The organism is Actinoallomurus sp. NPDC052274 (genome assembly GCF_040679475.1).
Classification (GTDB): Bacteria; Actinomycetota; Actinomycetes; order Streptosporangiales; family Streptosporangiaceae; genus Actinoallomurus; species Actinoallomurus liliacearum.
The window spans coordinates 1-23,747 of record NZ_JBFAUT010000002.1; the positions used below are offsets into that span (position 1 = coordinate 1).

The following is a 23,747-nucleotide window of genomic DNA, read 5'->3' on the forward strand; positions in this document are numbered from 1 at the left end:
CCAGCTAGACGACTGGGTTGATAGGCCGGAGATGGAAGCACTGTGAGGTGTGGAGTTGACCGGTACTAATAGGCCGAGTGGCTTGACACACACTCGTTTTTGTTCGCGTTCACTATGCGGTTCCCGGGACACGGCCGGGAACACTGACCCCGTTCGGTCTCATTTGATCGTTTCGGTGGTTATGGCGAAGGGGAAACACCCGGTCCCATTCCGAACCCGGTAGTTAAGCCCTTCAGCGCCGATGGTACTGCACTGGAGACGGTGTGGGAGAGTAGGACGCCGCCGGACACTTACATAGATCAGGAAAGCCCGCCAGGTATCTGGCGGGCTTTCCTGCGTTTATGGAGCCTCCGAGACCAGGCACGCCGTTCCGCGGTGTCTACTCTGAGAAGATAATTCTCCTCAGAGTAGACACCGCCTGCAGACAGCGGCCCGCCCAGATAGGCAACTCGTGCGGATCGTCCGTTGGGTCCCCAGGGCGCTCGTGGAGGATCGCTCCGATTGCTCGGAGAAAGTCCCGCCCACAGCACGGGCCTGCGAGCTTTAGGCCCTTTCTGAACCGCGGTCACCGAGTTTTCCGCACACAGGAGACGGCAGACAGGGCCGCGGACACAGCGCGCCGTACCGCCGTGCGCAACTCCGCCCCGCTGCTCGCCGAGGCGGCCTCCTCGTCCTGCTGCGGACTGGTTTCCGTATTGCTTTGTCTCGGGGCGTTCGAGCATCAGGCCGTGCGCGGGCCGATCGGCGACCGGGCGGTGGCGCACACCCCGCGGTACACCGCCGGCACGTCGCACCCGTACGAGGTGACCGGCGCGGACGGCGACGGCCCGGCGGTCCAGACCGAACCGCACGTGAACCAGCTCCTCCACGACGTGCCGAACGGCGCCACCCTGCACGTCGTCTGCCCGACCAACCACGGCGACCGCTGAACCCGCGCTCGCCCGGCGTCACACGCGCGGGCGGTCACCGGGCCACGAATCCTCGGGGACGAAACCGCTGCGGCGGCTCCGGCTCCCGCTGCGGTATCCGTTGAGGCGATGTCATCACCCTATGGAGGGAAGCCCAGGTTCCCCCGGCATGGGGACGCCGGCGCGGGCCGTGAGGGCGTTGAGTGCTGCCGTGGCATTCGACGTACTCACAGGAGGCATCTGATGGACGCGCGTGCGAAGGTCCGCTGGCGGGCCGTGACCGTGTGGGCGGCCTGCCTGACCGCGCTGGCGGTGCCGATCACTTCGGCACGTGCCGCTGACGGCCGGGCGTCGGTCTCGCCGACCCAGGAAGGGCAACTGCAGCGATCGCTGGACGCGGTGACGGCCGCGGGGGCGGTGGGGGCGCAGGCCGAAGTGATCGGTCCCGACGGCCGGTGGCGGGGTGTCAGCGGGCACGCCCGGCTGGGTGGCGCGCAACCGGTGCCCCGGCAGGGACGCTTCCGGATCGGGAGCATCACCAAGTCGTTCACCGCGACGGTCCTGCTCGAACTCGCCGCGCAGGGAAGGATGGGCCTGGACGATCCGGTCGAGCGGTACCTGCCCGGCCTGGTGCCCGGCGGGCAGCACATCACGCTGCGGCAGCTCCTGAACCACACCTCGGGGATCGCCGATTACCTCGATGACACCAGGACCTATCCGATAGCCGGCCGGGAGTTCCTGCAGAAGGTGCGGTTCCACACCTTCCCGGCCGAACAGCTCGCCCGCAGCGGCGTCGCGCTTCCGCGGTACTTCCCGCCCGGCACGGGCTGGCACTACTCGAACACGAACTACGTGCTGGCCGGTCTCGTCATCGAAAAGGTCACCGGCCGGTCCTGGCAGGACGAGATCACCCGCCGGATCGTACGGCCGTTGGGGCTGCACGACACGACCGCGCCCTACGGTGACCCCGACATTCCCGGCCCGCACGCGCACGGGTACATGGAGATCGACGGCCGGGCCGTGGACATCACCCGGATGAACCCCTCGATCACGGGACCCGCGGGCCGGATCATCTCCACCACCGGCGACCTCGACCGGTTCTACACCGCGCTGCTCGGCGGCCGGCTGCTGCCCGCGGCGTGGCTCGCCGAGATGAAGAAGACGGTCCCGATTCCCGACGGCGGCTCGGCCAGGGAGGCGGACGGCCTGGGCATATCCAGCATGCGGCTCGCCTGCGGCGTCACGGTCTGGGGCCGCGACGGAGGCATCGTCGGCTTCGGCAGCCAGAGCCTGCACACCGCCGACGGGCATCGGGGCATCACCCTGTCCGTGACCCTGCGCGACCTCTCCGACCCCCACACCGCACAGATCCTGGACGCGATCCAGAAGACGGTCGACACCGCCTTCTGCGGCACCCGCTGAAGGCGGTCCGCGCCGCATCCGTCTCGGTGTCGGGGCTACGACGTGATCAGCCGCAGGCCTGCTTGAGTTCCTTGCCCGCGCTGATGAGGCCGGAATTGTCGGGCAGCTGTGGGTTGCCGCCGGCCACCTGCTTCACCTGACCGGCGAGCTGCTCCATCGAGGACGCCGCGTGGTCCGCCGCCTTCTGGACGTCGCCGTCGCCGGAGTCCTTGCCCTGCTGCCGCATCTTGGCGGCGGCGTTGGTGTACGTCTGCGCCAACGCGTTCGGGTCGCCGACCTGGGTCATGCCCGTGCGCGTCGTCTCCCGGATGGTGTTCTGCAGCTTGCCGCACGCGGCCTTCTTGTCCCCGCTGCCGCACGCGGCGGCCGAGAGCGCCAGAGCGGTCGTCAGAGCGAGTGCTCCAGCGAGGCGAAGAGGGGTCTGCGTCACTGATGGGATCCTTCATGGTCGGTGGGCCGCCCGAGGGCGTTCCGGACCCCTATTCGACAGTCCTGAGGCTGCTGTGGTTCCTGCGATCCGCCAGAAGTCGATCAGGCCAGGATGTCGGTGGCGCGGTGGTCGCGGTCGACTCCGTCGATGAGCAGGAGGGCGCCCCGGGAGTTGTTCGCGCGCAGCGGGATGATCTCGCGGTAGGCCGGGGACTCGTACCAGGCCTGGGCCGCTCCCAGGTCGGGGAACTCGATCATGATGAGGTCGCCCGACCAGTCGCCCTCCCGTACGTCGGGCCGGGCACCGTGGATGATGAACCGGCCGCCGTACGGCTCCAGGGTCGCGTCGATCCGCTCGAGGTACTCGATGAGTTCCGGGCCCACGGTGACGTCGTGCAGGTGCGCGATGGCGTATCCGGCCATGATTCCTCCCGATCCTTCGCTAGCGGAACGAGATCCGCATTCGCTGACGACGTCAGTCTGGCCGGTCACCGCGACGCTGAGCGATTACGCGACAGGTAATGCGACGGACTACGCGCAGCACGGTCGGGTCCGCGAAAGTGTGAGCGCCCGAGGCGGATCATGGGAGAATCCCGTCGGCCCCGGCTCGATCCGCTCGAAGAGCGCGGCCGGGGCGATCATTCCGGGAGGGCCGGTGATCGGCGGCCTCCCCGCGCGCAGTCCAGGAGGAGCCCATGTCCGAACCGTACGGCCAGCCGTCCTCGCCCAACTGGCAGCCGTCCAACCCGGCGCCGCCGCCCGGGCCGGGGCCCGCGCCGTACGGGACGCAGCCTCCACCTCCCGGCCCCGGAATGACCGGCCCGCAGGCGCCGTACGGTCAGCCGGGTGGGCAGCCGCCGTACGGTCAGCCCGGCGCGCAGGCGCCGTACCCGCCATCCGGCCCGTACCAGCCAGGCCCGTACGGCGCGCCGCCGCAGATGCCGTTCGGCGGCCCGACGCCCGCCCAGCGCCGGAAGCGCGCGCTCCTGGTCGTGCCGATCGCGCTCGTCCTCCTGATCGGGTTGATCGTGGTCAGCCGGCTCTCGTCGCACAGCGACGACGTGGCCGTCGGGGACTGCGTCGAGCGGGTGACGAGCGGAGCGACCCAGAGCCGCGACGACAAGATCAAGAAGGTCGGCTGCACGGACGCGAACGCCGGCTACAAGGTCGTCGGCAAGGTCGAGCACGTGTCGAAGATCAGCCTGGACATCAAGGAGAATCTCCCCGGCGACGGCAAGGGGATCTGCGGCCAGTTCCCGTCCGCGACCGTCCGTTTCTGGAAGGGCACCAGCAAGGACGGCTACGTGCTCTGCATGGCCCCGAACCAGCACTGAGCGCCCCCCGGCCCACACCGATGAGCGAGAAGCGGTCGCATGCGCAACAGGTGCGGCCGCACGAACCGTCGCTCAGAGACGTCTTTCAGTGCGCCGCGTCTTGAGTGCCGCATCCATTGTGCGGAGCCGCCTCGGCGCACCAGACGGTGCGTAACGCCGATAAGAAGTACGATAGCGCCGCACTTGTGGAGATTCACAGTTCTTCTGCGGATGCTTGGCTGTCGGCCTGATAGATGACCGTCCGCCTCGTTGATCCGAAAACTCCTGTCCCTTGTCCTCGCGATGCATGGTCGGCTTAGTGAGAACGTCGAAAAGCCGAGTGTTTCTCAGGAACCTCAGGCACACTGGGAACAACCGCCTCAGCCGAGCAGCGAAGGAGCAGGATGTCTGTCGTGGATGCTCATCCCTGTCTGCCTCGTCCGTCCGGTCGAGAGCGAAGGGGTTTGCTTTCCGCGATGGCCGCGTTCATGCGGCACATCGTGGGTCAACGAGTTGCTGGGTCCTCGGGCAACGTGCAGGACCACCAGTCGAATGACTCGGACGCTGAGGGCTGCATCTTCTGCCTGCGGGATGATTCTGAGCTGAATCAAATCGCTTGTGAAAATTCAGGATTCTTTGCTCGTTATGACAATTTCCCGGCAGCGGATGGCCACTTGGAGATCGTGCCGAAACGGCACGTTGAATCTTTCTTTGATCTGAGTATGGAAGAGATCACGGAGGCCTACTCTCTCCTACTCGAAGCCCGATGCATGTTGGATGGGAAATATAATCCTGACGGCTACACGATCGGCATCAATGAGGGAACCGCTGCCGGGCGCAGCATCGATCACCTCCACATTCACTTGATACCCCGCCATGAGGGTGACGTAGCGGATCCGCGCGGCGGTATCCGACGAGCGGCGCCCAACTGTGACCCGGACAGTTGGGCTTCCGATGCGGCAAAGCCGAGTCAAAAATCGGACCTGCGGTAGCCGGTGGCGACGAACCAATTTTCTCGCCCGCTGAAGTCGACCCGAACATCGCAGAATCCGGCGGCGGTCATGGTGGCAGAAAAGTGGTCCGAATCGACAAAAGTGAACCATCGGCGACCCTCGAGGGTGCCACCCTCTCGCCAGCCTTCCCCCTGGCCGGACCTCATGCTGATCACTGTGACGCCGCCAGGCCGAAGTGTCCGCCTGACCTCGGCCAATGCCTGCGGGATCGCCGAAGAAGGCAAGTGGAGTAGGCTTCCGCAGGCCCAGGTGCCACCGAACACGCCATCGCGGAACGGTAGTCGGATGGTGTTGAGCCTGACGAAGCCGATCGCATCAGGCTGATCGGCGGACAGCTCCCGCGCCGTCGTCAGCATGCCGCTGCATATGTCTCCGGCGACAACCTGCCTGTGCAGGCCGGCCAATAGTCGGCTGTCTCGTCCCCCGCCGCATCCCAAGTCCAATACGGGCAAGGTTTCTTGGACCTCTTTTTCGAAGGCGACAACCTCATCTTTCAGGCCGGGATAGGCGTCGTATCCCGACGTTGCTGCCGCGTAGTCGCGGCAGTGCGTCTCGTAAGCCCGGCAGGTAGCCGCTATAGCCTGCTGAGAGCTAGGACGGTCGTCAGACATGCTGAAACCCATCTTGGCCTAGAAGAACGCAGAGAGAGTTGAGCTCGTGCCATGTTCGAGGGCAGTTCAGCTCAGGGTAACCGTGTTCGGCGTCGAGGCTGACACATCCGATGAAATTTGAACGGCCGTTTCTGACGGGCGACGCGAACACCGCACCTCGATGTTTGAAGCGCTGGAAATCGCGCCATGAGAATTCCATGACGGCATCCTCGCCGTTCCGTTTGCGGTACTCGTTGAACTTCTGCTCGTCTGTGAGCACTTTCGATAGCTCTTCGACGTTAACGTTCACTTCGCTGTTGTGTCGCCAGCACTGGCCGACCACGCCGAAGCCGGGAGTGGGCTGGATGGCGCGAGTCGCTGGTGTCGAGCCCAGACGATAGGTGGCGACTCTCGTCAGCTGCCCTCTCCATGGGTGCCGCAGGGTACGTTCTTTGCGCCAGACGTGCAGTGCCAGATCACTGATGTCAATGGGCGGGTTGATCGCTCGGCCAATGTCAAGTAGTTGGCCGAAAGCGGTCAAAATTTGACGGCGAATCGTGACACCCTGTGCGAGATGCTTTCTCCGGGACAACGCTTCGATGGGCGTAAGCGTGCCAAAGACACCCACAACTACGATAAGAACCACAGTGATGTACGACCGTCCTGTGAGCGCTTCACTCCAGAACCTTCTCGACGGTACGTCGTACTGTTTCGCTGCCAAGCATAGCGTTGCCGCTAGAAGGATCGTTCTGTCGATGGTCCGCGCGGTCCCCTGGCGCATGCCATCACCCCTTCTCAGGGTTTTCTATCTACCGAGTGATGTACGTGATGTTGGTTCGGCATTAGCATCCCCCGCGAAGTGCCTCTATCGCTTCACTTTCGGCTGACCGGGTTCCTGGAGCGTGTGCGTCCGAAATTGGGGGAGTTAATGATTGAACCAATAGACGATGTCTGTCGAGGTGCGGATTTTTGCGAAGAGTTGGCGGGTGGGACGGACACGGAGTTCCATCGGGTCTACGCCGGGTGCCCGGAGAGTCGGCTCATCTATCGCGGTAAGCATCTGCGCGTGCTGGCGGACATGTCACCACTGTGCGTTGGTCACCTCCTAGTTGTTGCAGATCGTCACTATCTCAGCTTCGCCGGAGTCATTCGCGATCACGAAGTCGAGGTTAAGGACGTCAAGAATCAGCTTTTCGGCCTGTACCGCGCGACCTTCGGTGATCCGGTCATACTGGAACACGGCTCATCGTATGGGATGGAAGGCTCTTCTTGCATCACTCACGCCCATTGGCACGTACTTCCCCTTGGGTTAGACGCGATTCATCAGGTCATGGAGGGGGATGGTCTGGCATGGACCGAGTTAGGTGGGCTGAGGGATCTGGCGGCCATGGGGCAAGACGTGACCTACTTCTACTGCGCGGACCGCTATCGGAGTAGGTTGTACGGCGTAGGCCAGGCAAGGCGGCGCCAATACCTGCGTTCGGTCGCCGGTGCGGTCCTGGGAATACCCGATCCGGAATGGGATTACGCCGTCGTTGTCCGGAAAGAGCACTTGCGTGCCACCATGGCTGCAACAGCTGACTGGCGTATAGATTCATAACCCACAAGCGTTGAGTGGCGAGAGCCTGGAGACGGAGATGGTCGTGGATCACCGAGTTGCTTCAGACGAGCCGACCCGCCTGTCCGAAATCGTCGCTCCCCTGTTCGCCGATCAGGCCAAAGGCTGGTGGACTCAGCTCACCGGTGGCGAGAGGGTCGAGCTTCTGGCTGGCGCCGATGCGCAGGACGACTGTGCTGTTTTCCGCGTGAACGGACCACAGGAGTTGGTCATCGGATCGGACTATGTAAGAGGAGCGAAGTTCCGCCTCTACGAGCTCGGTTACCTCAATGAGTATGATGTCGGTTATTACCTTGCAATGGCGAACTTCAGTGATATCGCCGCTATGGGCGCCCAGCCGGTTGCCTTGCTCTCTGTGATCAGGTATCCGCGTTCCATGCCCGACGAGGTGTTCCGTATGGTCGTCGAGGGTGTCCGGGCCGCTTGCGATGAGGTCGGTGCTCCGAACGTCGGCGGGGACATCGGTACGGCTGAGCGCCTCATCCTTTCAGGCAGTGCGTTGGGCGCGGTCGAATCCGGTGGGACGCTGCGTCGAAATGGTGCGCGTTCAGGAGATCGGCTGTGCGTCACTGGGTTCACGGGTCTCGCCGCGGCCGCCCAACGGTATTTCGGCAACTTCGATTCCGGCGGCACTCGCATCTCCGCGGAGAAGGAAGGCTGCCTGCTGGCGGCCTGGAAACGACCCCAGGCCCTGGTCGAGCACGGTCGTCTCCTGAGCACCAGCGGGGTCGTGACGAGTTGCCAGGACTCCTCGGACGGCCTGAAGGCCGCGATTCTGTCGATCGCGGCGCAGAGCGGCGTCGGCTTCCTGGTGGATGAGGACGCTCTCCCCGTCGCTGACCTCGTTGCGGAGATCGCCGTACTCAGCGGCTCTGAGCCGAGAGATCTGGTCCTCGGGGATTCCGTGGACTTCCAACTGGTATTCACGATGCCGGCTGAGCATCTTCCTGGGCTCAGAGCCCGCTTCGCGGCGCACGATCTGTCCTTCGTCGAGATCGGGACCGCGACCACGAGCCGCGAGGTCATGCTGCGCCGCAAGGACGGCACCATGGAAGATCTCCCTGGGGCGGCCTGGCGGCACGCCAGTTGACGCCTGCGCGATGAGGTTTGTGACATTCCGCGCACTCGGGTGCTGATCGCCCGAGTGAGGCCTCGGGTGGTCGTGGGGTCCGTCACTCAAAGTTCCGGTAACGCGTACTGAAAGGCGTTGGTGCGGCAGAATCTGACTACCGTCCGCGAGAATGGAGTCACGCATGGAAGCCGAACCTCCGAGTACCCCGTCCTCCAGCGGCTCCCACCCGTGTGTGGTCCGGCCCGACGTCGAGCTCCTGGAAGAGGTGCTGGACCAGCTGGAGGTGAGCTCGTTCCGGGACACCCGGGGCCGCCTGGGCACGCGCTGGCCGTGCTTCAGCCTCTTCTTCACCATCCATGACGAGGACGAGGTCTTCTCCGCCCGTACGATCTACGACCATTTCTTCGGCGTCGAGGACAAGCCGGCGCTCTGCGCGGTCCTCGACGAGTGGAATCGCGACACCACCGGGCTGAAGAGCTATACCGCCACCGACGACGACGGCAGTGTGATCATCGTCAGTGAGGCGATGATGCGCACCGACGGCGGCGTGACCCGTGAGCAGTTCGCCGCGTCGGCGACCATCTGGCTCGGGCTGGCCGGGTCGTTCCACCTCTGGCTGACGCAGCGGCTCTCGCTCGCCGGCCTCGCCGGCGAGCCCCTCTGAGGCCACCGGCCGTTCGGTTCCACTTCTCCCGGGGCCGTGATCATCGGGCTTATTGTTGATCATGAAGGATCGGGGCGTCCGGTCCGTTCGACGACGAGTCGGTATGGATGGGAGCGGTATGGACGGGATGCAGAGGATCGCCGCGGCGGGGCTGGGGATCGGCGTGGCCCTGACGGCTTCGGCGGTCGTGGCCAGCGCGGCGCAGGCGCAGATCCTGGCGCAGCCGTACACGCCGGAGCAGATCTGAGGGTCCGGCTTCCAGGTGATCGAGTCGCAGCCGTTGGGCAAGGCCGGTGAGGCGCGCGTCTACTTCCTCAACAACGGGCCGACCAACTGTGTGGTGACGCTCAAGCAGGGCGCGTACGTCGGTAACTCAGTCAAGATCTCGGCTCGCCTGCAGATCGTGGGCGGGAGCACGCAGACCGACGGCCCCGCGGCGTTCAAGTACTACGCCGGACCGCTGAAGGCGGATCCGCAGGGCGGATGCATGGTCTACGGCGGCACCTACGGCTCCTACAGCTACACATCCCCGTCCACCTGCGGCTGACCTTCCCCTTCGCCGACCCGAGGGTCGACCGGCCACCCGGCCCGGTCGGCCCTTTTTTCGTGCCGGCGCGGACATTAGGTTGCTTAGGGCAACCAAGTGGGGTTATGGTTGCTTCAGGCAAGCAAATGATGCCCTACCTCCCCCTCCCGATCGGCGGCGCACCGAGGCCCTGACCGGCGGCGGCGAGGCCCCACGATCTCCCGCGCGGACGCGATCGCGCGGTCACCGTACGAACGACCCCACCCCGTAGGTGGGGGCGAAAGGAATTTGATGACAACCGCAGCACCGGCCGAGGCGCGGGCGACCGGCCACGGATCGGACGCCCCGATGTCGCATCGGCAGATCATGGAGGCGCTGTCCGGTCTGTTGCTCGGCCTGTTCGTCGCGATCCTGTCGTCGACCGTCGTGTCGAACGCGCTTCCGACGATCACCGCCGACCTGCACGCGAGCCAGACCGCCTACACCTGGGTGATCACCGCTACCCTGCTCGCGACCACGATCTCCACCCCCATCTGGGGCAAGCTCGCGGACCTGATGAGCAAGAAGCTGCTCATCCAGCTCGGCCTGCTGGTGTACGTCATCGGGTCGGCGATCGCCGGCCTGTCGCAGAACTCCGGGATGCTCATCACCGCCCGCGTGGTGCAGGGTCTCGGCGCCGGCGGTCTGACCGCCCTGGCCCAGACGATCATGGCGGTGATGATCGCGCCGCGCGAGCGCGGCCGTTACTCCGGTTACATGGGCGCGGTGTTCGCGCTGGCCACGATCGGCGGCCCGCTGATCGGCGGCGTCATCGTCGACACGTCCTGGCTGGGCTGGCGCTGGTGCTTCTACGTCGGCGTGCCGTTCGCGGTCATCGCCCTCATCGTCCTGCAGAAGACTCTGCACCTGCCGACCACCAAGCGGAAGGTCAAGGTCGACTGGCTCGGCGCCACGCTGCTCACCGCGGCCGTGTCGCTGCTGCTGATCTGGGTCTCGTTCGCCGGATCCAAGTACGACTGGCTGTCCTGGCAGACCGGCGTCATGGTCGGCGGTGCCCTGGTGCTCGCCCTGATCTTCATCGTCGCCGAGTCCAAGGCCGCCGAGCCGATCGTGCCGCTGCCGCTGTTCCGCAACCCCACCATGAGCCTCGCGGTGGTGGCGAGCCTGTTCATCGGTGTCGCGATGTTCGGCGCCACCACCTTCCTCAGCCAGTACTTCCAGCTCGCCCGCGGCGACTCGCCGACGAAGGCCGGCCTCATGACCCTGCCGATGATCGCGGGTCTGGCCCTGGCGTCGACCATCAGCGGCCGGATCATCACCCGCACCGGCCGGTACAAGGCCTTCATGATCGCCGGCGGCATCCTCATGACCGCCGGGTACGGCCTCATGAGCATGCTGCGCTACGACACGGCGTACTGGGAAGTCTCGATCTTCATGTTCCTCATCGGCGTCGGCCTCGGCACGACGATGCAGAACACCGTCCTCGCCGTGCAGAACCAGGTGCGTCTCGAGCAGATGGGCGCGGCCAGCTCGTCCGTCGCGCTGTTCCGTACCCTCGGCGGTGCGATCGGCGTCTCGGCGCTCGGCGCGCTGCTGTCCAACCGGGTCACGCACTACATGGCGGACGGCCTGGCGCGCCTCGGCATCCACCAGGCCGCCGGCGGCAGCGAGTCCATCCCCAAGCTGTCCGCGCTGCCCGTCCCGGTCCGCACGGTCGTCGAGGCGTCCTTCGGCCACGGCATCGGCAACGTGTTCCTGTTCGCCGCCCCCTGCGCGTTCGTCGCGCTGCTCGCCATCCTGTTCATCAAGGAGGTGCCGCTGCGCACCTCCCGCACCGAGGAGCAGAAGCCCGAGCCCGCCCCGGCCGCCCCGCGCGGCCAGCACGCCCGGCGTGAGGAGTGGCAGCCGGCCGCCGCGACCGCGGCGGTGGCGAACGGCACGACCCGTCCCTTCACCACCCAGCCCGGCGCGGCCCCGGCCGTCGCCGAGTCGGCCGCGGCACAGTACGGCTCGACCGCCTCGGCCGCGCCGATGACGACCCTGGCCGACGTGACGGCCGCCTCCAACGGGAGCACGCCGGCCGGCGGTGTGATCCGCGGCTTCATCCGGACCCCCGAGGGCAACCCGGTGCCGCACGCCGCGATCACACTGATCGACGTGCGCGGCCGCCAGATCGGCCGTGCGACGGCGCGGACGGACGGCCGGTACGAGGTCGGCACCCCCGGCAGCGGCACGTACGTGCTGATCGCGGCGGCCGGTGACCACGACCCGCAGGCCGCCACCCTGGTGACCGGCGACCAGCCGCTCGACTACGACCTGGTCCTCGCCGGCAACGGCGGGCTCACCGGGACCGTGCGCGACACGAACGGCTCGCCGATCGGCGGCGCGATGGTCGTCGTGACCGACGTCCGCGGCGAGGTCGTCGCGAGCGGCGTGACCGACGCCGCGGGCGGCTACTCCTTCAACCAGGTCGTCGCCGGGACGTACACCGTCGCGGTCAGCGCCGACGGACACCGTCCGGCCGCGGTGCTCACCGAGGTCGGCGGCGACGGCGGGGCGAAGGTGACCCGGCAGGACGTCGAACTGCAGCCCGGCGTCCGCATCGCGGGCACCGTCCAGGCGCGCGGCCGCGGCCCGCTCGAGGACGCCCGCGTCACCCTGCTCGACGCGGCCGGCAACGTCGTCGCCGTCACCACGACCGGCCCGGACGGACGCTACTCCTTCACCGACCTGACCGGCGGGCAGTACACCGTCACCGCGACCGGGTACGCGCCGGCGGCGAGCTCGGTCAGCCTGAACGGTCATGACGTGGACGAACACGACGTATGGCTCGGCCACGCCACCAACTGACCACGATGACCGGGCCGGCCCGCCCCGGCCCGGTCGTCGTTTCGACCTGTCATCCTGGAACTGACGGCACGACGGGGACCGCCGGGGCACGAGGAAAGCGAGCGATGACCGAAGCACCAGTCGCGATCAGCGCCGGAAAGGACCAGGCGTACCACGCGCTCGAGCACGAGCTCGGTGTGCTGATGCGCCGCGCGCGAGCGCTGTCGAACGAGTTCATGCGGGAGATCCACCCGGACCTGGACGCCGCCGCGTACGGGCTGCTCGCGGGCCTGCGCGAGTGCGCTCCGGCCCGCCCCAGCGACCTCGCGGACTACTTCAAGGTCGGCAAGGCCACCATGAGCCGCCAGCTCAAGGTGCTGGAGGAGCTCGGCCTGATCGAGCGGCGGCCCGACCCGGGCGACCGGCGGGCGCACCTGTTCGACCTTACCCCTGAGGGGCGCCGGCGGATGGACGCCGTCAGCGCTTCGCGCCAGGACAGCTTCCATCAGCTCCTCGCGGCCTGGCCGGTGGAGGACGTCCGCGTCCTGGCCACGATGCTGGCCCGCTTCAACCGGCTCACCGAGACCGCCGTGAAGCCGATCCGGTCGCGGGCCGACGCCGCCGCCTGTGACCCCATCGGGTAAAGATCCATTAACCCGCGGTTGCCACTAATCTTCGGCGGATGCGGCGAATACTGATCATGTGCACCGTTGCCGGGATGCTCGCGTCGGCCACCGCCTGCGGCGGCGGTTCGAAGGGCGACGACGCGAAGAGCGCCACGACCCGGCCGACCGACACGGCGAGCACCGGCAGCGGGAAGACCTCCGAGGAGCCGACGTCCAAGCCCGTCGGCGGCGCTCACGCGGTCGTCCTGGAGGTGCTCGGTACCGGGGAGCTGCCCGGGATCCTCTACAACGCGAAGACCAGCGGCAACGCCACCAACGTCAAGCTGCCGTGGAAGAAGACCGACGAGGTGCCGGCCGGCCACCTGCTGGCCGTCCTCGCCAGCTCGACCTCGGCGGACGTGACCTGCAGCATCACGGTCGACGGGAAGGTCGTCGTCAAGAAGACCGGCAAGGTCGCCCAGTGCCGCTACACGCTGAAGAAATGAGCGCTCGACGAACTCTGTACGAACCTCCGGTCGCGGCCTACCGTCTGTTTGGGATCGCTCCAAAATACGGCGGCTCGCGAATCTGAAGGAGACGGTGTGGCGCAAGCAGTCGGGCAGCTCGGCATCCCCCGCATCCCCGTGTCGTTGCGGTGGGATGGAGAGCCGGCCAGTTCCTACCGGATGACGGACGACGGACTGGAGATCTCCGCCGGCCCGGACACGGACCTGTTCATCGACCCAGAGCGTACGGCCGTGAAGATGAACGCGCCGCACCTTCTCGCCTGTGCGGAGGGTGACTTCCTGCTCAGCGCCCGCGTCCAGGTCGGCTTCGAGTCGACGTTCGACGCGGGCGCGCTGCTCGTGTGGCTCAATGACCGCGCCTGGGCCAAGCTGGCCTTCGAGCTGTCCCCGCAGCGTGAGCCCATGGTGGTGTCCGTGGTGACACGCGGCACCTCCGACGATTGCAACTCCTTCGTCGTCGACGACGGGCATGTCTGGTTGCGGGTGGCGCGGGTCGGCACCGCGTACGCCTTCCACGCCTCCACCGACGGCGTGTACTGGCGGCTCATCCGCCACTTCGCGCTGTACGCCTCGGAGCGGACGACCCCCTCGTACGGCTTCTCGGCGCAGTCGCCCACGGGCACCGGCTGCACCGCGGCCTTCGACGCGATCGACTACGAGCCGAGGCGCCTGATGGAGCTGCGCGACGGCTCCTGAGTCGCCGCCCTCCGTCGTTCCAGCTCGACGGGGTCGTGCGCGGAGAACATCGTGACGTCACCGCTCCGGGCCAGTGCCCGGAGCCGGTCGACGTTGTGCAGCCGTGTCGTACGGTCCGCCTGGACGAACGTCTGGAAGAGCCGCGAGCCCGGCGGGCAGCCGCCCGACTCGACCTGGTCGTGGTGGAAGTAGGAGTCCCCGGCGTGCAGGATCCAGCCGTCGCCGGTGTCGACCGCGACGCCGGCGTGGCCGCGGGTGTGCCCGACCAGCGGGATGAGCAGCAGCCCGCCGGGCAGGCCGCGTACGGACTCGAAGCCGTGCCAGCGGTCGCCGCCGTCCTGGTGCTCGACCCAGCGCGGCCGGTGCGACCACACCACGGGCCGGTAACGCTCGCGCTCGAACCAGGTCACCGGCCGCCGCGCGGCGTCCAGCTCGGCGGCGTGCACGTGGACCTCGGCCTCCGGGAAGTCGATCAGCCCGGCCGTGTGGTCGACGTCGAGGTGGGTCAGCACGATGTGACGGACGTCGGCGGCGGAGTGGCCGAGCGCCGCGATCTGCCGGACGGCGGTCTCCGCGACGTCGAGCCGCGGCCGGCTCATCGCGACGAACGGCCGGCCGAGGATCTCCTTCGGCCGGGCGACGGCCTGCGTCCCGATCCCCGTGTCGACGAGCACGAGGCCGTCGTCGGTCTCGATCAGCAGGCAGTGGCAGACCCACCGCGCCGTCGTCCGGTCACCGCTCTCGTTGAGGAGCCGCCCGCCGAACGGCCGCATCGTGCCGCAGTTCAAGTGATGGACACGCACGCGGACCCTCCAGGACGTCGCCGGCAGCCGCCTCATGGTAGGACAGCGTGATCATCCGTGACGATCCCTGAGTCCGGGGATAGGGCACCCCGCGACGCCCGGCGGAGCCGCCTGGCGGCGGGCACCGAGAGGGCGGCGATGATGCCGAGGGCGATGGCGACGACGTGCTCGCGGCCGGCGAGGTTCGGTAGCAGGGTGACCTCGGTGACCATCGAGGTGAGCAGTACGGTCAGCGCCCGCGGCGCGCGGCGGACGCAGCAGACGTAGGCGACGAGGGCGACGACCGCCGCCGACGGGCCGGTGTCGGAGACGTACCGGGAGATCCACGGCAGGCCGACGACGGTGCCCGGCCCGAGGTAGCACATGATCCGGCCGCTGAGCGTGCACAGGAACGTGGCGGTCAGCGCGACCGTGAGAGTACGGCGCCGGCCGACGCACGCCTCGGCGATCCCGAAGACCGCGAACACCTGCAGCAGCGAGCCCCAGACGGGAAGGTTGGGCGCCGGCGCGTACATCGAGGCGGGTAGCCGGACGATGACGAGGTAGAACGGAGTGGAGGCGGAGACGTCACTGATCAGCCGGAGGACGTAGGTGCCCAGGGCGGAGAAGTGCAGCGACCAGAGGACGAGCACCGCCGTGGCCGAGCCGAACGCCAGCGGCAGCCGACCACGGCGCAGCCGCGCCAGCGGCTCGGCCGTCAGCCGATGCGCCTCCGCGACCGTGCCCGTGATCCAGGCGGGGCGGGGGCGCCCGGCGCCGTGGCCGGTGCGAAGCCCGCCGACATTGCTCACAGCATTACCTCATGAGGAGGGAATCTTGACCGTGGGCTTAATGGTCTCTCCAGGACGGCTCCGCGTCCTCACACCGCAGGCTGATTCTGGCTCCGCCGCGAGGGGGAGCGTCCCTCGCCGGGGATCGGTCGATGTGACGACGATCCCGAAATCCGGCGGAACCGGATGAAACAGTCAAATTTGGGGAGGAGGGGGAACGTGTCAGCCTCTAACGTTCCAGCTTCCAGCATGTCAACATCCACGAAGAACGAGTTCGTCGTCGTCGCCAACCGGCTGCCCGTCGACCGGGTGGCCGACGAGGACGGCGAAGCGTCCTGGCGGCGAAGTCCCGGCGGTCTGGTGACCGCGATCGTTCCCGTCATGCAGCGGCGTGGTGGCGCGTGGGTCGGCTGGGTCGGCGCGCCGGACGAGGACCTCGAGCCGTTCAGCGCCGAGGGCCTGGACCTCGTCCCCATCCGCCTGTCCGCGGAGGAGGTCGAGCGGTACTACGAGGGGTTCTCCAACGCGACTCTCTGGCCCCTGTACCACGACGTCGTCGCCACCCCGGTCTACAAGCGGACCCTGTGGGACGCGTACGTCCGGGTCAACCGGCGGTTCGCCGAGGCGGCCGCGGAGGTCGCCGCCGAGGGCGCCATCGTCTGGGTGCAGGACTACCAGCTCCAGCTCGTGCCGAAGATGCTCCGGGAGCTCCGCCCCGACCTGCGCATCGGCTTCTTCCTGCACATCCCGTTCCCGCCGATGGAGCTGTTCGTCCAGCTCCCCTGGCGCAAGCAGATCCTCGAGGGCCTGCTCGGCGCGGACCTGGTCGGCTTCCAGACCGCCGACGCCGCCGCCAACTTCTCCCGGCTCTGCAGACGCCTGGTGGGCGCGAAGACCCATCGGAACGAGATCCGCGTCGAGGACCGGGTCATACGGGCGGAGGCGTTCCCGATCTCGGTGGACGTCAAGGAGCTGATCGACCTGATCGGCCGGCCCGAGGTACGGCAGCGGGCCGCGGAGATCCGCGAGGACCTCGGCAACCCGGCCACGATCCTGCTCGGCGTCGACCGTCTCGACTACACGAAGGGCATCCGCCAGCGGCTGCAGGCGTTCAGCGAGCTGTTCCGCGACGGCCGGCTGAAGAGCGGCGACGCGGTGTTCGTGCAGATCGCCACGCCGAGCCGGGAACGCGTCGAGCAGTACCGCCTGCTGCGCGACGACATCGAGCTGTTCGTCGGCCGGGCCAACGGCCTCTACTCCGAGCTGGGCGCACCGGTCATCAACTACCTGCACACGTCGTACACGCGCGACGAGCTGGCGGCCCTCTTCCTCGCCGCCGACGTGATGGTGGTGACGCCGCTGCGCGACGGCATGAACCTCGTGGCCAAGGAGTACATCGCCTGCCGCGCGGACCTGCGCGGCAGCCTGGTGCTCAGCGAGTTCGCCGGGGCGGCCGAGGAGATGAAGCGCGCCTTCCTCGTCAACCCGTACGACATCGACGGCATGAAGCAGACGCTGCTGGACGCCATGAAGGCGAGCCCGGCCGAGCAGCACCGCCGGATGCGGGCCCTGCGCAAGCGGGTCATCGAGTACGACGTCGACCGGTGGGCGCACGACTTCCTCGTGTCCCTGGAACGGCCGCAGGCGACCGAACGGTCCGTCGAGGAGGTGGCACCCGCCGTCTAGCGCCCTCGGCTCAGAGGCGGTCGACGGCGGTGACGTGCACGACCGCGCGGCCGGCCTCGTCAGAGGCGCGCAGGTCGACCTCGGCGCTGATGCCCCAGTCGTGGTGACCGGCCGGGTCGTCGAAGACCTGCCGGACCCGCCACAGGTCCGTCTCGCGCTCGATCTGCAGGAGCTTGGGCCCGCGCGCGTCCGGCCCGGTCTGGATCTCGTCGTGCTCCTCGAAGTAGGCGTCGAGGGCGTCGGCCCACCGGTCGGCGTCCCAGCCGTCCTCGCCGTCCAGCTCGCCGAGGTCGTCGTACCGTTCGAGGGCGGCGAGCTCGACGCGGCGGAACATCGCGTTGCGGACCAGCACGCGGAACGCCCGCTCGTTCGCGGTGACGACGGTGGGCGTCTCCTCGATCCGGGTGTGCTCCTCGGCCGTCTCCGGGGGGCGGTGGGGCGTAGCCACGGGGGTGAAACCAGCCTGGAGCTGCTCCCACTCGTCGAGGAGGCTGGAGTCGACCTGGCGGACCAGCTCGCCGAGCCACTCGATCAGGTCCTGCAGGTCCTCGGTCTTCACCGAGTCGGGGACGGTCTGCTGCAGGGCCTTGTACGCGCTGGCGAGGTAGCGCAGCACGATGCCCTCGGTCCGGGCGAGCTGGTAGTAGGCGACGTACTCGGTGAACGTCATCGCCTGCTCGTACATGTCGCGTACGACCGACTTGGGCTCCAGCGGGTAGTCCGCCACCCAGGGGTGCCCGCGCCGGTAGATCTCGTACGCGCCGCTCAGGGTCTCCTCCAGCGGCTTGGGATAGGTGATGTTCTGGAGGAGCTCCATCCGCTCCTCGTACTCGACGCCGTCCGCCTTCATCTGCGCGACGGCCTCGCCCTTGGCCTTGTTCTCCTGCGCGGCGAGGATCTGGCGCGGGTTCTCCAGGATCGACTCGATGACCGACAGCACGTCCAGGGCGTACGACGGGGAGGACGGGTCGAGCAGCTCCATCGCGGCCAGCGCGAACGTCGACAGCGGCTGGTTGAGCGCGAAGTCCTCCTGCAGGTCGACGGTGAGGCGGGCGTACCGGCCCTCCTCGTCCGGCTCCTCGAGCTGCTCGACGACGCCGCCGGCCAGCAGGCTGCGGTAGATCGCGATCGCCTGGGAGATGTGGCGGCGCTGCTTCGCGCGGTCCTCGTGGTTGTCGGTGAGCAGCTTCTTCATCGCCTGGAACGCGTTGCCCGGCCGGCCGATGACGCTGAGCAGCATCGCGTGGCTGACCTGGAACCGCGACTGCAGCGGTTCGGGGTCGGCGGCGATGAGCTTGTCGAACACCCCTTCGTCCCAACCGACGAAGCCTTCGGGGGCCTTCTTGCGCACGACCTTGCGGCGCTTCTTCGGGTCGTCGCCGGCCTTGGCGAGAGCCTTCTCGTTCTCCACGACGTGCTCGGGGGCCTGCGCCACGACGTACCCGACGACGTCGAACCCGGCGCGGCCGGCCCGCCCGGCGATCTGGTGGAACTCCCGCGCCCGCAGCCGCCGCACCCGGCTGCCGTCGTACTTGCTCAGCGCGGTGAACAGGACGGTGCGGATCGGGACGTTCACCCCGACGCCGAGGGTGTCGGTGCCGCAGATGACCTTGAGCAGCCCGGCCTGCGCCAGGCGCTCGACCAGCCGGCGGTACTTCGGCAGCATCCCGGCGTGGTGGATGCCGATCCCGTGCCGGACGAGCCGGGACAGCGTCTGGCCGAACTTCGTCGTGAAGCGGAAGTCGCCGATCAGCTTGGCGATCTCCTCCTTCTCGGCCTTGGAGGAGACGTTGATGCTCATCAGCGCCTGCGCGCGCTCGGCGGCCGCGGCCTGCGTGAAGTGCACGACGTAGATCGGGGCCTTCTGGTCCTGCAGCAGCTCCTCGATCGTCTCGTGCAGCGGCGTCACGCGGTACTCGTACTTCAGCGGCACGGGCCGCTGCGCCGAGGTCACGACGGCCGTGGGACGGCCGGTGCGCCGGGTGAGGTCCTCCTCGAACCGTGACACGTCGCCGAGCGTCGCCGACATCAGCAGGAACTGCGCCTGCGGCAGCTCCAGCAGCGGGATCTGCCAGGCCCAGCCGCGGTCGGGCTCGGCGTAGAAGTGGAACTCGTCCATGACGACCTGGCCGATGTCGGCGTCGGCGCCCTCGCGCAGCGCGATGCTGGCCAGCACCTCGGCGGTGCAGCAGACGATGGGCGCGTCGGCGTTGACGCTCGCGTCGCCGGTCATCATGCCGACGTTCTCGCTGCCGAACATGTCGATCAGGTCGAAGAACTTCTCCGACACCAGGGCCTTGATGGGCGCGGTGTAGAAGGTGACCTTGTCCTGGGCGAGCGCGGCGAAGTGCGCCCCGGCCGCGACCAGGCTCTTTCCGGAGCCGGTGGGGGTGTTCAGGATGACGTTCGCGCCCGAGACGATCTCGATGAGCGCCTCCTCCTGCGCGGGGTAGAGCGTGATCCCGCGCTCGGTCACCCACTCGCTGAAGGCTTCGAACACGGCGTCGGGGTCGGATCCCTTGGGCAGACGGTCGATGAGGCGCACAGGTCAATACTGCCCGTCCCCGCCAAATCACGGGACCGTGCCTTGCGTCCGGGGACTCGTCCGGCTTAAAGTGATATCACTTTGCTAAACCACGGTAAGCACGTTGGAGGAGCTGTGACCGAGGTCGAGATGCCGAGGCCCAAGGTCGGCGAGCGGACCGCCGCCGGAGTTTCGGGCTGGCCGATGCTGGGGGCGGTCATCGTGGCGCTCGCCGCCGCCGTCGCCCTGTTGTTCACCCGGCAGCCCGTGTTGATCGCGCTGGCGATCGTTCTCATCGTCGCCGCCGCCTTCGTGTCCGTCGGGCTGACCGCCGTCGCGCCGGGCGAGGCCCGCGTCGTGCAGCTGCTCGGCCGGTACGTCGGGACGATCCGCACGGACGGCCTGCGCTGGGTCAACCCGCTGACCACCCGGCGGAAGATCTCCACCCGGATCCGCAACCACGAGACCGAGCGGACCAAGGTCAACGACGCCGAGGGCAACCCCATCGAGATCTCCGCCGTCGTCGTCTGGCAGGTCGAGGACACCGCCAAGGCCGTGTTCGAGGTCGACGACTTCGAGGAGTTCGTCGCGATCCAGACCGAGACCGCCGTCCGCCACATCGCGGGCATCTACCCCTACGACGCGCACGGCGACGAGCGGCTGTCCCTCCGCGAGAACGCCGACGAGATCACCGGCAGGCTGTCCGAGGAGATCGCCGCACGCGTCGAGTCGGCGGGCGTACGGGTCATCGAGTCGCGCATCACCCGCCTGTCGTACGCCCCCGAGATCGCCCAGGCGATGCTGCGCCGCCAGCAGGCCGGGGCCGTCGTCGCCGCCCGGCAGCGCATCGTCGACGGCGCGGTCGGCATGGTCGAGACCGCACTCAACCAGCTCGCCGAGCACGACGTGGTCGACCTGGACGAGGAGCGCAAGGCCGCCATGGTCAGCAACCTGCTCGTCGTCCTCTGCGGCGACCGCGACGCCCAGCCCGTCGTCAACACGGGGTCCCTGTACCAGTGACGGAGCGCAAGAAGGTCCTGCTGCGGCTCGACCCGGCCGTCCACGAGGCCCTGGCCCGGTGGGCGGCCGACGAGCTGCGCAGCACCAACGCGCAGATCGAGTTCCTGCTGCGCCGGGCGCTCGCGGACGCGGGGCGGATGCCGCGCGACGCCGCCCGCATGCGAAGACCAGGCCGGCCTCCGAAGGAGGAAGAGCCATGACCGAGCGAAGCGAGGGCATCAATGAACAGAGCCGTGTTGGTCATGAGGCCGACGAAGGAGGTCTCATGAACCTGCCCCGATCGCTGCCCGCCCGGCTCTACCTGCTCGCCTACGACCAGGACAAGGAACGGGTGACCGGGCGCACCCAGCTCGGCCTCGTGCTGCGCGCCGCCGCCCTGGCCGACCTCTACCTCGAGCGCCGGCTGGCCGACGAGGACGGCAAGGCCAAGGTCACCGCGGCCCGGCCGACGGGCGACCCGGTCCTCGACGCCGTGCTGCGCCAGATCGCCGACGCCCGGCCCCGGTCCTGGCGGCGCTGGGTCCGCGCCGACGAACGCCACATCGTCCGCGCGGTGCGCGACCAACTGGAGAACGAGCGCTGGATCAAGGTCGAGCGGCGCCGGATCCTGCCCGACCGGGTCCACCTGCGCGAACGCCGTCCGGTCAAGCGGTACGCGGCGGAGGTCAAGGCCGTGCTGCGGCCCGCCGCGCAGCCCGACGACCGCACGACGGCCGCCCTCGTCCTGGCCGCCCGCGGCGAGTTGCCGACCGTACTGAGCCGCCGCGAGCGGCGGGAGCACCGCAAACGCCTGGAGGAGCTCGCCGACCCCCTCTGGCCGATCGCCCGCGCCCTGGAGCACGACCTGCGCCAGAAACGCGCCATCACCACGAGCGGCGCCTGACCCCGCCGTCTTCGCCGCTCACCGCTTCCGGCAGCGGGGCTTCGCGGCGGCCAGGTGGCGGTTTAGGATCTTCGGCATGGCGACGAGACTGGTGCAAATCAACATGAAGGCCCATGACGCCTCCGCGCTCGGTCGCTTCTGGGCGGAGGCGCTCGGCTGGGCCATCGACATCGAGGAACCCCTCGGCGCCAGCCTCACACCCGCCGACTTCGCCTACCCCGACCCCACCGCCGTCTGCATCGACCTCATCAACCGCCCGGAACCCAAGACGGTCAAGAACCGGGTGCACGTCGACCTGGCCACCACCTCGGCCGCCCACCAGGCGGAGCTGGTCGCGCGCCTCACGGAGCTCGGCGCGACCCCCGCCGACGTGGGCCAGGGCGACGTCCCCTGGACGGTCCTGGCCGACCCGGAGGGCAACGAGTTCTGCGTCCTGGAACCCCGGCCGGTCTACCAGGACACCGGCCCGATCGCCGCGGTGGTCGTCGACTGCGCCGACCCGCGCGCCATGGCCCGCTTCTGGGACGAGGCGATGGACTGGACCCTGCACGAGGTCACCGACGACCGCGCGGTCATGCGCTCCGCCAAGGCCGTCGGCCCCTACCTGGAGTTCATCCGCACTCCCGACCCCAAGACCGGGTGGAACCGCGTCCACCTCGACGTCTGTCCCTACCCCGGCGACGACATGGCGGCGGAGGAGGCCCGGCTGCGCACCCTGGGCGCCACCGACCCGGGCATCGACCAGTCCGACTTCCATTGGAGGGTCCTCGTCGACCCCGAAGGCAACGAGTTCTGCCTCCTCACCTCCCGCTGACCAATCCTGGAATGGTTCTCGGGTGAACCGACGGTCCGGGATTCGCTGATTCAATCGCGGGGAATGAGCGCGAGCGGAGGATCAGCGACGGGAAATCGGGGGCGCTCGGATGTCCATTCGGAATATCGCCGGGTTCGTCGGAATGGCGGGAATCGTCGTCGGGGTCGCGACGACCACCGGGCCGGCGGCCGGGGCGGCGGACCGGCCGGCCGTACGGGCCGTGACCGGGTGCGACGTGCTGCAGCCCGGGGCGTCCCCGGTGGCGCAGCAGGCGGTGCGGGCCGCGTGCTCGCAGCTCGGTGTCTGGTACAGCTGGGGTGGCGGCCACGGTCCCGTTCCCGGCGCGACGTACGGCCATTACGACGGTCAGGATCCGGCCAGCAAGGACGACGGGAAAAAGCTCGGATTCGACTGCTCGGGATTGGTGCGATACGCCTACTATCGGGCGACCGGCCGCGACATTCTCAACGGCACCGCCGACAATCAATTCCATACCGGGCAGGCCGTCGCGCGATTCTCCCCTGCGCAGGGCACCGGTCCCCTTCTCCCCGGCGACCTGCTGTTCTGGGGGCGCGGGTGGGTGCACCACGTCGCCATCTACGTCGGGGCCGGCCAGATGGTCGAGGCCTTCCAGTCCGGGACGCACGTCCGGATGACGCCGGTCCGCCTCGGCGGCGACTACGCCGGCGCCGTCCGGGTCAACGGCAGCGGGGGCGGCGGAGGACAGCCCGGCCAGGTGAAGTACTGGGTGAACACCTTCGCCGACGCCGTCGGCTACCGCGAGCCGAACACCGGCGACGCCCAGGGCGTGCTGAACAAGGGGAACAACTACGTCTACTGCAAGGTGTGGGGCGCGCAGGTCGGCAGCGGTGGGCAGTACAACCACTGGTGGCTGCGCACCGACCTCGACCGTACGTACCCCGGCAAGAACGGCCGGGGCGCGTACGTCTCGGCCTACTACCTGTCCCGCTGGGGCAACGACGAGGCCCGCGACGTGAACGGTGGCCCCATACCGGACTGCTGACCGGCGCTGGG

At 68.2% G+C, this 23,747-nt stretch carries 26 protein-coding genes and 2 rRNA genes; 21 read left to right on the forward strand and 7 right to left on the reverse strand.

What is annotated here, in order from left to right; translation table 11 throughout:
* The 4 genes from AB0K82_RS01770 to AB0K82_RS01785 all read left to right on the forward strand — a co-directional run.
* Positions 1–90: ribosomal RNA gene (locus AB0K82_RS01770) — 23S ribosomal RNA — on the forward strand; the annotation flags it as partial.
* Between the two features lie 81 nt (positions 91–171).
* A 5S ribosomal RNA gene (gene rrf, locus AB0K82_RS01775) occupies positions 172–288 on the forward strand.
* 440 nt (positions 289–728) lie between these two features.
* On the forward strand, positions 729–929 hold the full coding sequence (locus AB0K82_RS01780; RefSeq protein ID WP_364391506.1) for a hypothetical protein: 201 nt from the start codon (positions 729–731) through the stop codon (positions 927–929).
* A gap of 222 nt (positions 930–1,151) precedes the next feature.
* On the forward strand, positions 1,152–2,330 hold the full coding sequence (locus tag AB0K82_RS01785; protein WP_364391508.1) for a serine hydrolase domain-containing protein: 1,179 nt from the start codon (positions 1,152–1,154) through the stop codon (positions 2,328–2,330).
* A gap of 46 nt (positions 2,331–2,376) precedes the next feature.
* On the opposite strand, the gene AB0K82_RS01790 is transcribed toward AB0K82_RS01785, so the two are convergent.
* Both AB0K82_RS01790 and AB0K82_RS01795 read right to left on the reverse strand, forming a co-directional pair.
* Positions 2,377–2,760 carry a hypothetical protein gene (locus AB0K82_RS01790; protein ID WP_364391510.1) on the reverse strand — a complete coding sequence of 128 codons (384 nt, stop codon included), beginning with the start codon at positions 2,758–2,760 and terminating at the stop codon, positions 2,377–2,379.
* A gap of 101 nt (positions 2,761–2,861) precedes the next feature.
* On the reverse strand, positions 2,862–3,182 hold the full coding sequence (locus AB0K82_RS01795; RefSeq protein ID WP_364391512.1) for a DUF1330 domain-containing protein: 321 nt from the start codon (positions 3,180–3,182) through the stop codon (positions 2,862–2,864).
* A 272-nt stretch (positions 3,183–3,454) separates the two neighbouring features.
* On the opposite strand from AB0K82_RS01795, the gene AB0K82_RS01800 reads away from it, so the two are divergent.
* On the forward strand, positions 3,455–4,093 hold the full coding sequence (locus tag AB0K82_RS01800) for a hypothetical protein (protein WP_364391515.1): 639 nt from the start codon (positions 3,455–3,457) through the stop codon (positions 4,091–4,093).
* Between the two features lie 455 nt (positions 4,094–4,548).
* The gene (locus tag AB0K82_RS01805; RefSeq protein ID WP_364391517.1) at positions 4,549–5,064 is read left to right on the forward strand and encodes an HIT family protein; all 516 of its coding nucleotides are present in this window, start codon (positions 4,549–4,551) and stop codon (positions 5,062–5,064) included.
* On the opposite strand, the gene AB0K82_RS01810 is transcribed toward AB0K82_RS01805, so the two are convergent.
* A complete protein-coding gene (locus AB0K82_RS01810; protein ID WP_364391520.1) occupies positions 5,043–5,696 on the reverse strand; it encodes a class I SAM-dependent methyltransferase in 654 nt (217 codons plus the stop codon). The genes AB0K82_RS01805 and AB0K82_RS01810 overlap by 22 nt on opposite strands.
* Positions 5,689–6,456: a hypothetical protein gene (locus tag AB0K82_RS01815; protein WP_364391522.1), complete on the reverse strand. Its 768-nt coding sequence runs from the start codon at positions 6,454–6,456 to the stop codon at positions 5,689–5,691. The genes AB0K82_RS01810 and AB0K82_RS01815 overlap by 8 nt, the downstream gene beginning before the upstream one ends.
* A 285-nt stretch (positions 6,457–6,741) precedes the next feature.
* Between AB0K82_RS01815 and AB0K82_RS01820 the strand changes: the two genes are divergently transcribed.
* The 9 genes from AB0K82_RS01820 (at position 6,742) to AB0K82_RS01860 (ending at position 14,212) form a co-directional block, all read left to right on the forward strand.
* Positions 6,742–7,275 carry a hypothetical protein gene (locus AB0K82_RS01820; protein ID WP_364391525.1) on the forward strand — a complete coding sequence of 178 codons (534 nt, stop codon included), beginning with the start codon at positions 6,742–6,744 and terminating at the stop codon, positions 7,273–7,275.
* Positions 7,276–7,312: 37 nt separating this feature from the next.
* Entirely contained in the window at positions 7,313–8,383 is a 1,071-nt protein-coding gene (thiL, locus tag AB0K82_RS01825; protein WP_364391527.1) for a thiamine-phosphate kinase, read from the forward strand.
* Between the two features lie 163 nt (positions 8,384–8,546).
* Entirely contained in the window at positions 8,547–9,029 is a 483-nt protein-coding gene (locus tag AB0K82_RS01830; protein ID WP_364391529.1) for a YbjN domain-containing protein, read from the forward strand.
* Positions 9,030–9,147: 118 nt separating this feature from the next.
* Positions 9,148–9,276, forward strand: coding sequence for a hypothetical protein (locus tag AB0K82_RS01835; RefSeq protein WP_364391531.1), 129 nt, complete (start codon positions 9,148–9,150; stop codon positions 9,274–9,276).
* 15 nt (positions 9,277–9,291) lie between these two features.
* Complete coding sequence (locus tag AB0K82_RS01840) at positions 9,292–9,576, forward strand: hypothetical protein (protein ID WP_364391534.1); 285 nt, start codon at positions 9,292–9,294, stop codon at positions 9,574–9,576.
* Between the two features lie 270 nt (positions 9,577–9,846).
* Positions 9,847–12,405, forward strand: a complete 2,559-nt coding sequence (locus tag AB0K82_RS01845) for an MFS transporter (RefSeq protein WP_364391536.1) — start codon at positions 9,847–9,849, stop codon at positions 12,403–12,405.
* A gap of 104 nt (positions 12,406–12,509) precedes the next feature.
* Positions 12,510–13,028 carry a MarR family winged helix-turn-helix transcriptional regulator gene (locus AB0K82_RS01850; RefSeq protein WP_364391537.1) on the forward strand — a complete coding sequence of 173 codons (519 nt, stop codon included), beginning with the start codon at positions 12,510–12,512 and terminating at the stop codon, positions 13,026–13,028.
* A gap of 38 nt (positions 13,029–13,066) precedes the next feature.
* Positions 13,067–13,495, forward strand: coding sequence for a hypothetical protein (locus tag AB0K82_RS01855; protein WP_364391538.1), 429 nt, complete (start codon positions 13,067–13,069; stop codon positions 13,493–13,495).
* Positions 13,496–13,591: 96 nt separating this feature from the next.
* Positions 13,592–14,212, forward strand: a complete 621-nt coding sequence (locus AB0K82_RS01860; RefSeq protein WP_364391539.1) for a DUF1349 domain-containing protein — start codon at positions 13,592–13,594, stop codon at positions 14,210–14,212.
* Here AB0K82_RS01860 and AB0K82_RS01865 read toward each other — a convergent pair.
* Both AB0K82_RS01865 and AB0K82_RS01870 read right to left on the reverse strand, forming a co-directional pair.
* Positions 14,170–15,015 (reverse strand): MBL fold metallo-hydrolase, encoded by an 846-nt coding sequence (locus tag AB0K82_RS01865; protein ID WP_364391540.1) that lies wholly within the window; start codon positions 15,013–15,015, stop codon positions 14,170–14,172. The two genes, AB0K82_RS01860 and AB0K82_RS01865, sit on opposite strands and share 43 nt — an antisense overlap.
* 32 nt (positions 15,016–15,047) lie before the next feature.
* On the reverse strand, positions 15,048–15,806 hold the full coding sequence (locus AB0K82_RS01870; protein ID WP_364391542.1) for a hypothetical protein: 759 nt from the start codon (positions 15,804–15,806) through the stop codon (positions 15,048–15,050).
* A gap of 228 nt (positions 15,807–16,034) precedes the next feature.
* Between AB0K82_RS01870 and AB0K82_RS01875 the strand changes: the two genes are divergently transcribed.
* Entirely contained in the window at positions 16,035–17,471 is a 1,437-nt protein-coding gene (locus AB0K82_RS01875; protein WP_364391544.1) for a trehalose-6-phosphate synthase, read from the forward strand.
* Between the two features lie 10 nt (positions 17,472–17,481).
* Here AB0K82_RS01875 and AB0K82_RS01880 read toward each other — a convergent pair whose 3' ends face one another.
* A complete protein-coding gene (locus AB0K82_RS01880) occupies positions 17,482–20,016 on the reverse strand; it encodes a DUF3516 domain-containing protein (protein ID WP_364391546.1) in 2,535 nt (844 codons plus the stop codon).
* Positions 20,017–20,145: 129 nt separating this feature from the next.
* On the opposite strand from AB0K82_RS01880, the gene AB0K82_RS01885 reads away from it, so the two are divergent.
* The 5 genes from AB0K82_RS01885 to AB0K82_RS01905 all read left to right on the forward strand — a co-directional run bounded on the left by AB0K82_RS01885 (position 20,146) and on the right by AB0K82_RS01905 (position 23,736).
* Positions 20,146–21,015, forward strand: a complete 870-nt coding sequence (locus tag AB0K82_RS01885) for an SPFH domain-containing protein (RefSeq protein WP_364392131.1) — start codon at positions 20,146–20,148, stop codon at positions 21,013–21,015.
* Positions 21,012–21,215 (forward strand): hypothetical protein, encoded by a 204-nt coding sequence (locus AB0K82_RS01890; protein ID WP_364391548.1) that lies wholly within the window; start codon positions 21,012–21,014, stop codon positions 21,213–21,215. Before AB0K82_RS01885 ends, AB0K82_RS01890 begins: the two co-directional genes overlap by 4 nt.
* A 65-nt stretch (positions 21,216–21,280) precedes the next feature.
* Positions 21,281–21,898, forward strand: a complete 618-nt coding sequence (locus AB0K82_RS01895) for a GPP34 family phosphoprotein (RefSeq protein ID WP_364391550.1) — start codon at positions 21,281–21,283, stop codon at positions 21,896–21,898.
* Between the two features lie 76 nt (positions 21,899–21,974).
* Positions 21,975–22,712, forward strand: a complete 738-nt coding sequence (locus AB0K82_RS01900; protein WP_364391552.1) for a VOC family protein — start codon at positions 21,975–21,977, stop codon at positions 22,710–22,712.
* Positions 22,713–22,821: 109 nt separating this feature from the next.
* Positions 22,822–23,736: a C40 family peptidase gene (locus tag AB0K82_RS01905; RefSeq protein WP_364391554.1), complete on the forward strand. Its 915-nt coding sequence runs from the start codon at positions 22,822–22,824 to the stop codon at positions 23,734–23,736.
* The last annotated feature ends 11 nt before the right edge of the window (positions 23,737–23,747 follow it).

What these genes read in the sequence shown, in the direction of transcription:
- AB0K82_RS01785 (WP_364391508.1), top strand. Translation starts at nt 1,152, where the DNA reads ATGGACGCGCGTGCGAAGGTCCGCTGGCGGGCCGTGACCGTGTGGGCG.
- AB0K82_RS01795 (WP_364391512.1), bottom strand. Translation starts at nt 3,182, where the DNA reads ATGGCCGGATACGCCATCGCGCACCTGCACGACGTCACCGTGGGCCCG.
- AB0K82_RS01800 (WP_364391515.1), top strand. Translation starts at nt 3,455, where the DNA reads ATGTCCGAACCGTACGGCCAGCCGTCCTCGCCCAACTGGCAGCCGTCC.
- AB0K82_RS01805 (WP_364391517.1), top strand. Translation starts at nt 4,549, where the DNA reads ATGGCCGCGTTCATGCGGCACATCGTGGGTCAACGAGTTGCTGGGTCC.
- AB0K82_RS01810 (WP_364391520.1), bottom strand. Translation starts at nt 5,696, where the DNA reads ATGTCTGACGACCGTCCTAGCTCTCAGCAGGCTATAGCGGCTACCTGC.
- AB0K82_RS01815 (WP_364391522.1), bottom strand. Translation starts at nt 6,456, where the DNA reads ATGCGCCAGGGGACCGCGCGGACCATCGACAGAACGATCCTTCTAGCG.
- thiL (WP_364391527.1), top strand. Translation starts at nt 7,313, where the DNA reads ATGGTCGTGGATCACCGAGTTGCTTCAGACGAGCCGACCCGCCTGTCC.
- AB0K82_RS01830 (WP_364391529.1), top strand. Translation starts at nt 8,547, where the DNA reads ATGGAAGCCGAACCTCCGAGTACCCCGTCCTCCAGCGGCTCCCACCCG.
- AB0K82_RS01835 (WP_364391531.1), top strand. Translation starts at nt 9,148, where the DNA reads ATGGACGGGATGCAGAGGATCGCCGCGGCGGGGCTGGGGATCGGCGTG.
- AB0K82_RS01845 (WP_364391536.1), top strand. Translation starts at nt 9,847, where the DNA reads ATGACAACCGCAGCACCGGCCGAGGCGCGGGCGACCGGCCACGGATCG.
- AB0K82_RS01850 (WP_364391537.1), top strand. Translation starts at nt 12,510, where the DNA reads ATGACCGAAGCACCAGTCGCGATCAGCGCCGGAAAGGACCAGGCGTAC.
- AB0K82_RS01855 (WP_364391538.1), top strand. Translation starts at nt 13,067, where the DNA reads ATGCGGCGAATACTGATCATGTGCACCGTTGCCGGGATGCTCGCGTCG.
- AB0K82_RS01875 (WP_364391544.1), top strand. Translation starts at nt 16,035, where the DNA reads ATGTCAACATCCACGAAGAACGAGTTCGTCGTCGTCGCCAACCGGCTG.
- AB0K82_RS01885 (WP_364392131.1), top strand. Translation starts at nt 20,146, where the DNA reads ATGCCGAGGCCCAAGGTCGGCGAGCGGACCGCCGCCGGAGTTTCGGGC.
- AB0K82_RS01895 (WP_364391550.1), top strand. Translation starts at nt 21,281, where the DNA reads ATGAACCTGCCCCGATCGCTGCCCGCCCGGCTCTACCTGCTCGCCTAC.
- AB0K82_RS01900 (WP_364391552.1), top strand. Translation starts at nt 21,975, where the DNA reads ATGGCGACGAGACTGGTGCAAATCAACATGAAGGCCCATGACGCCTCC.
- AB0K82_RS01905 (WP_364391554.1), top strand. Translation starts at nt 22,822, where the DNA reads ATGTCCATTCGGAATATCGCCGGGTTCGTCGGAATGGCGGGAATCGTC.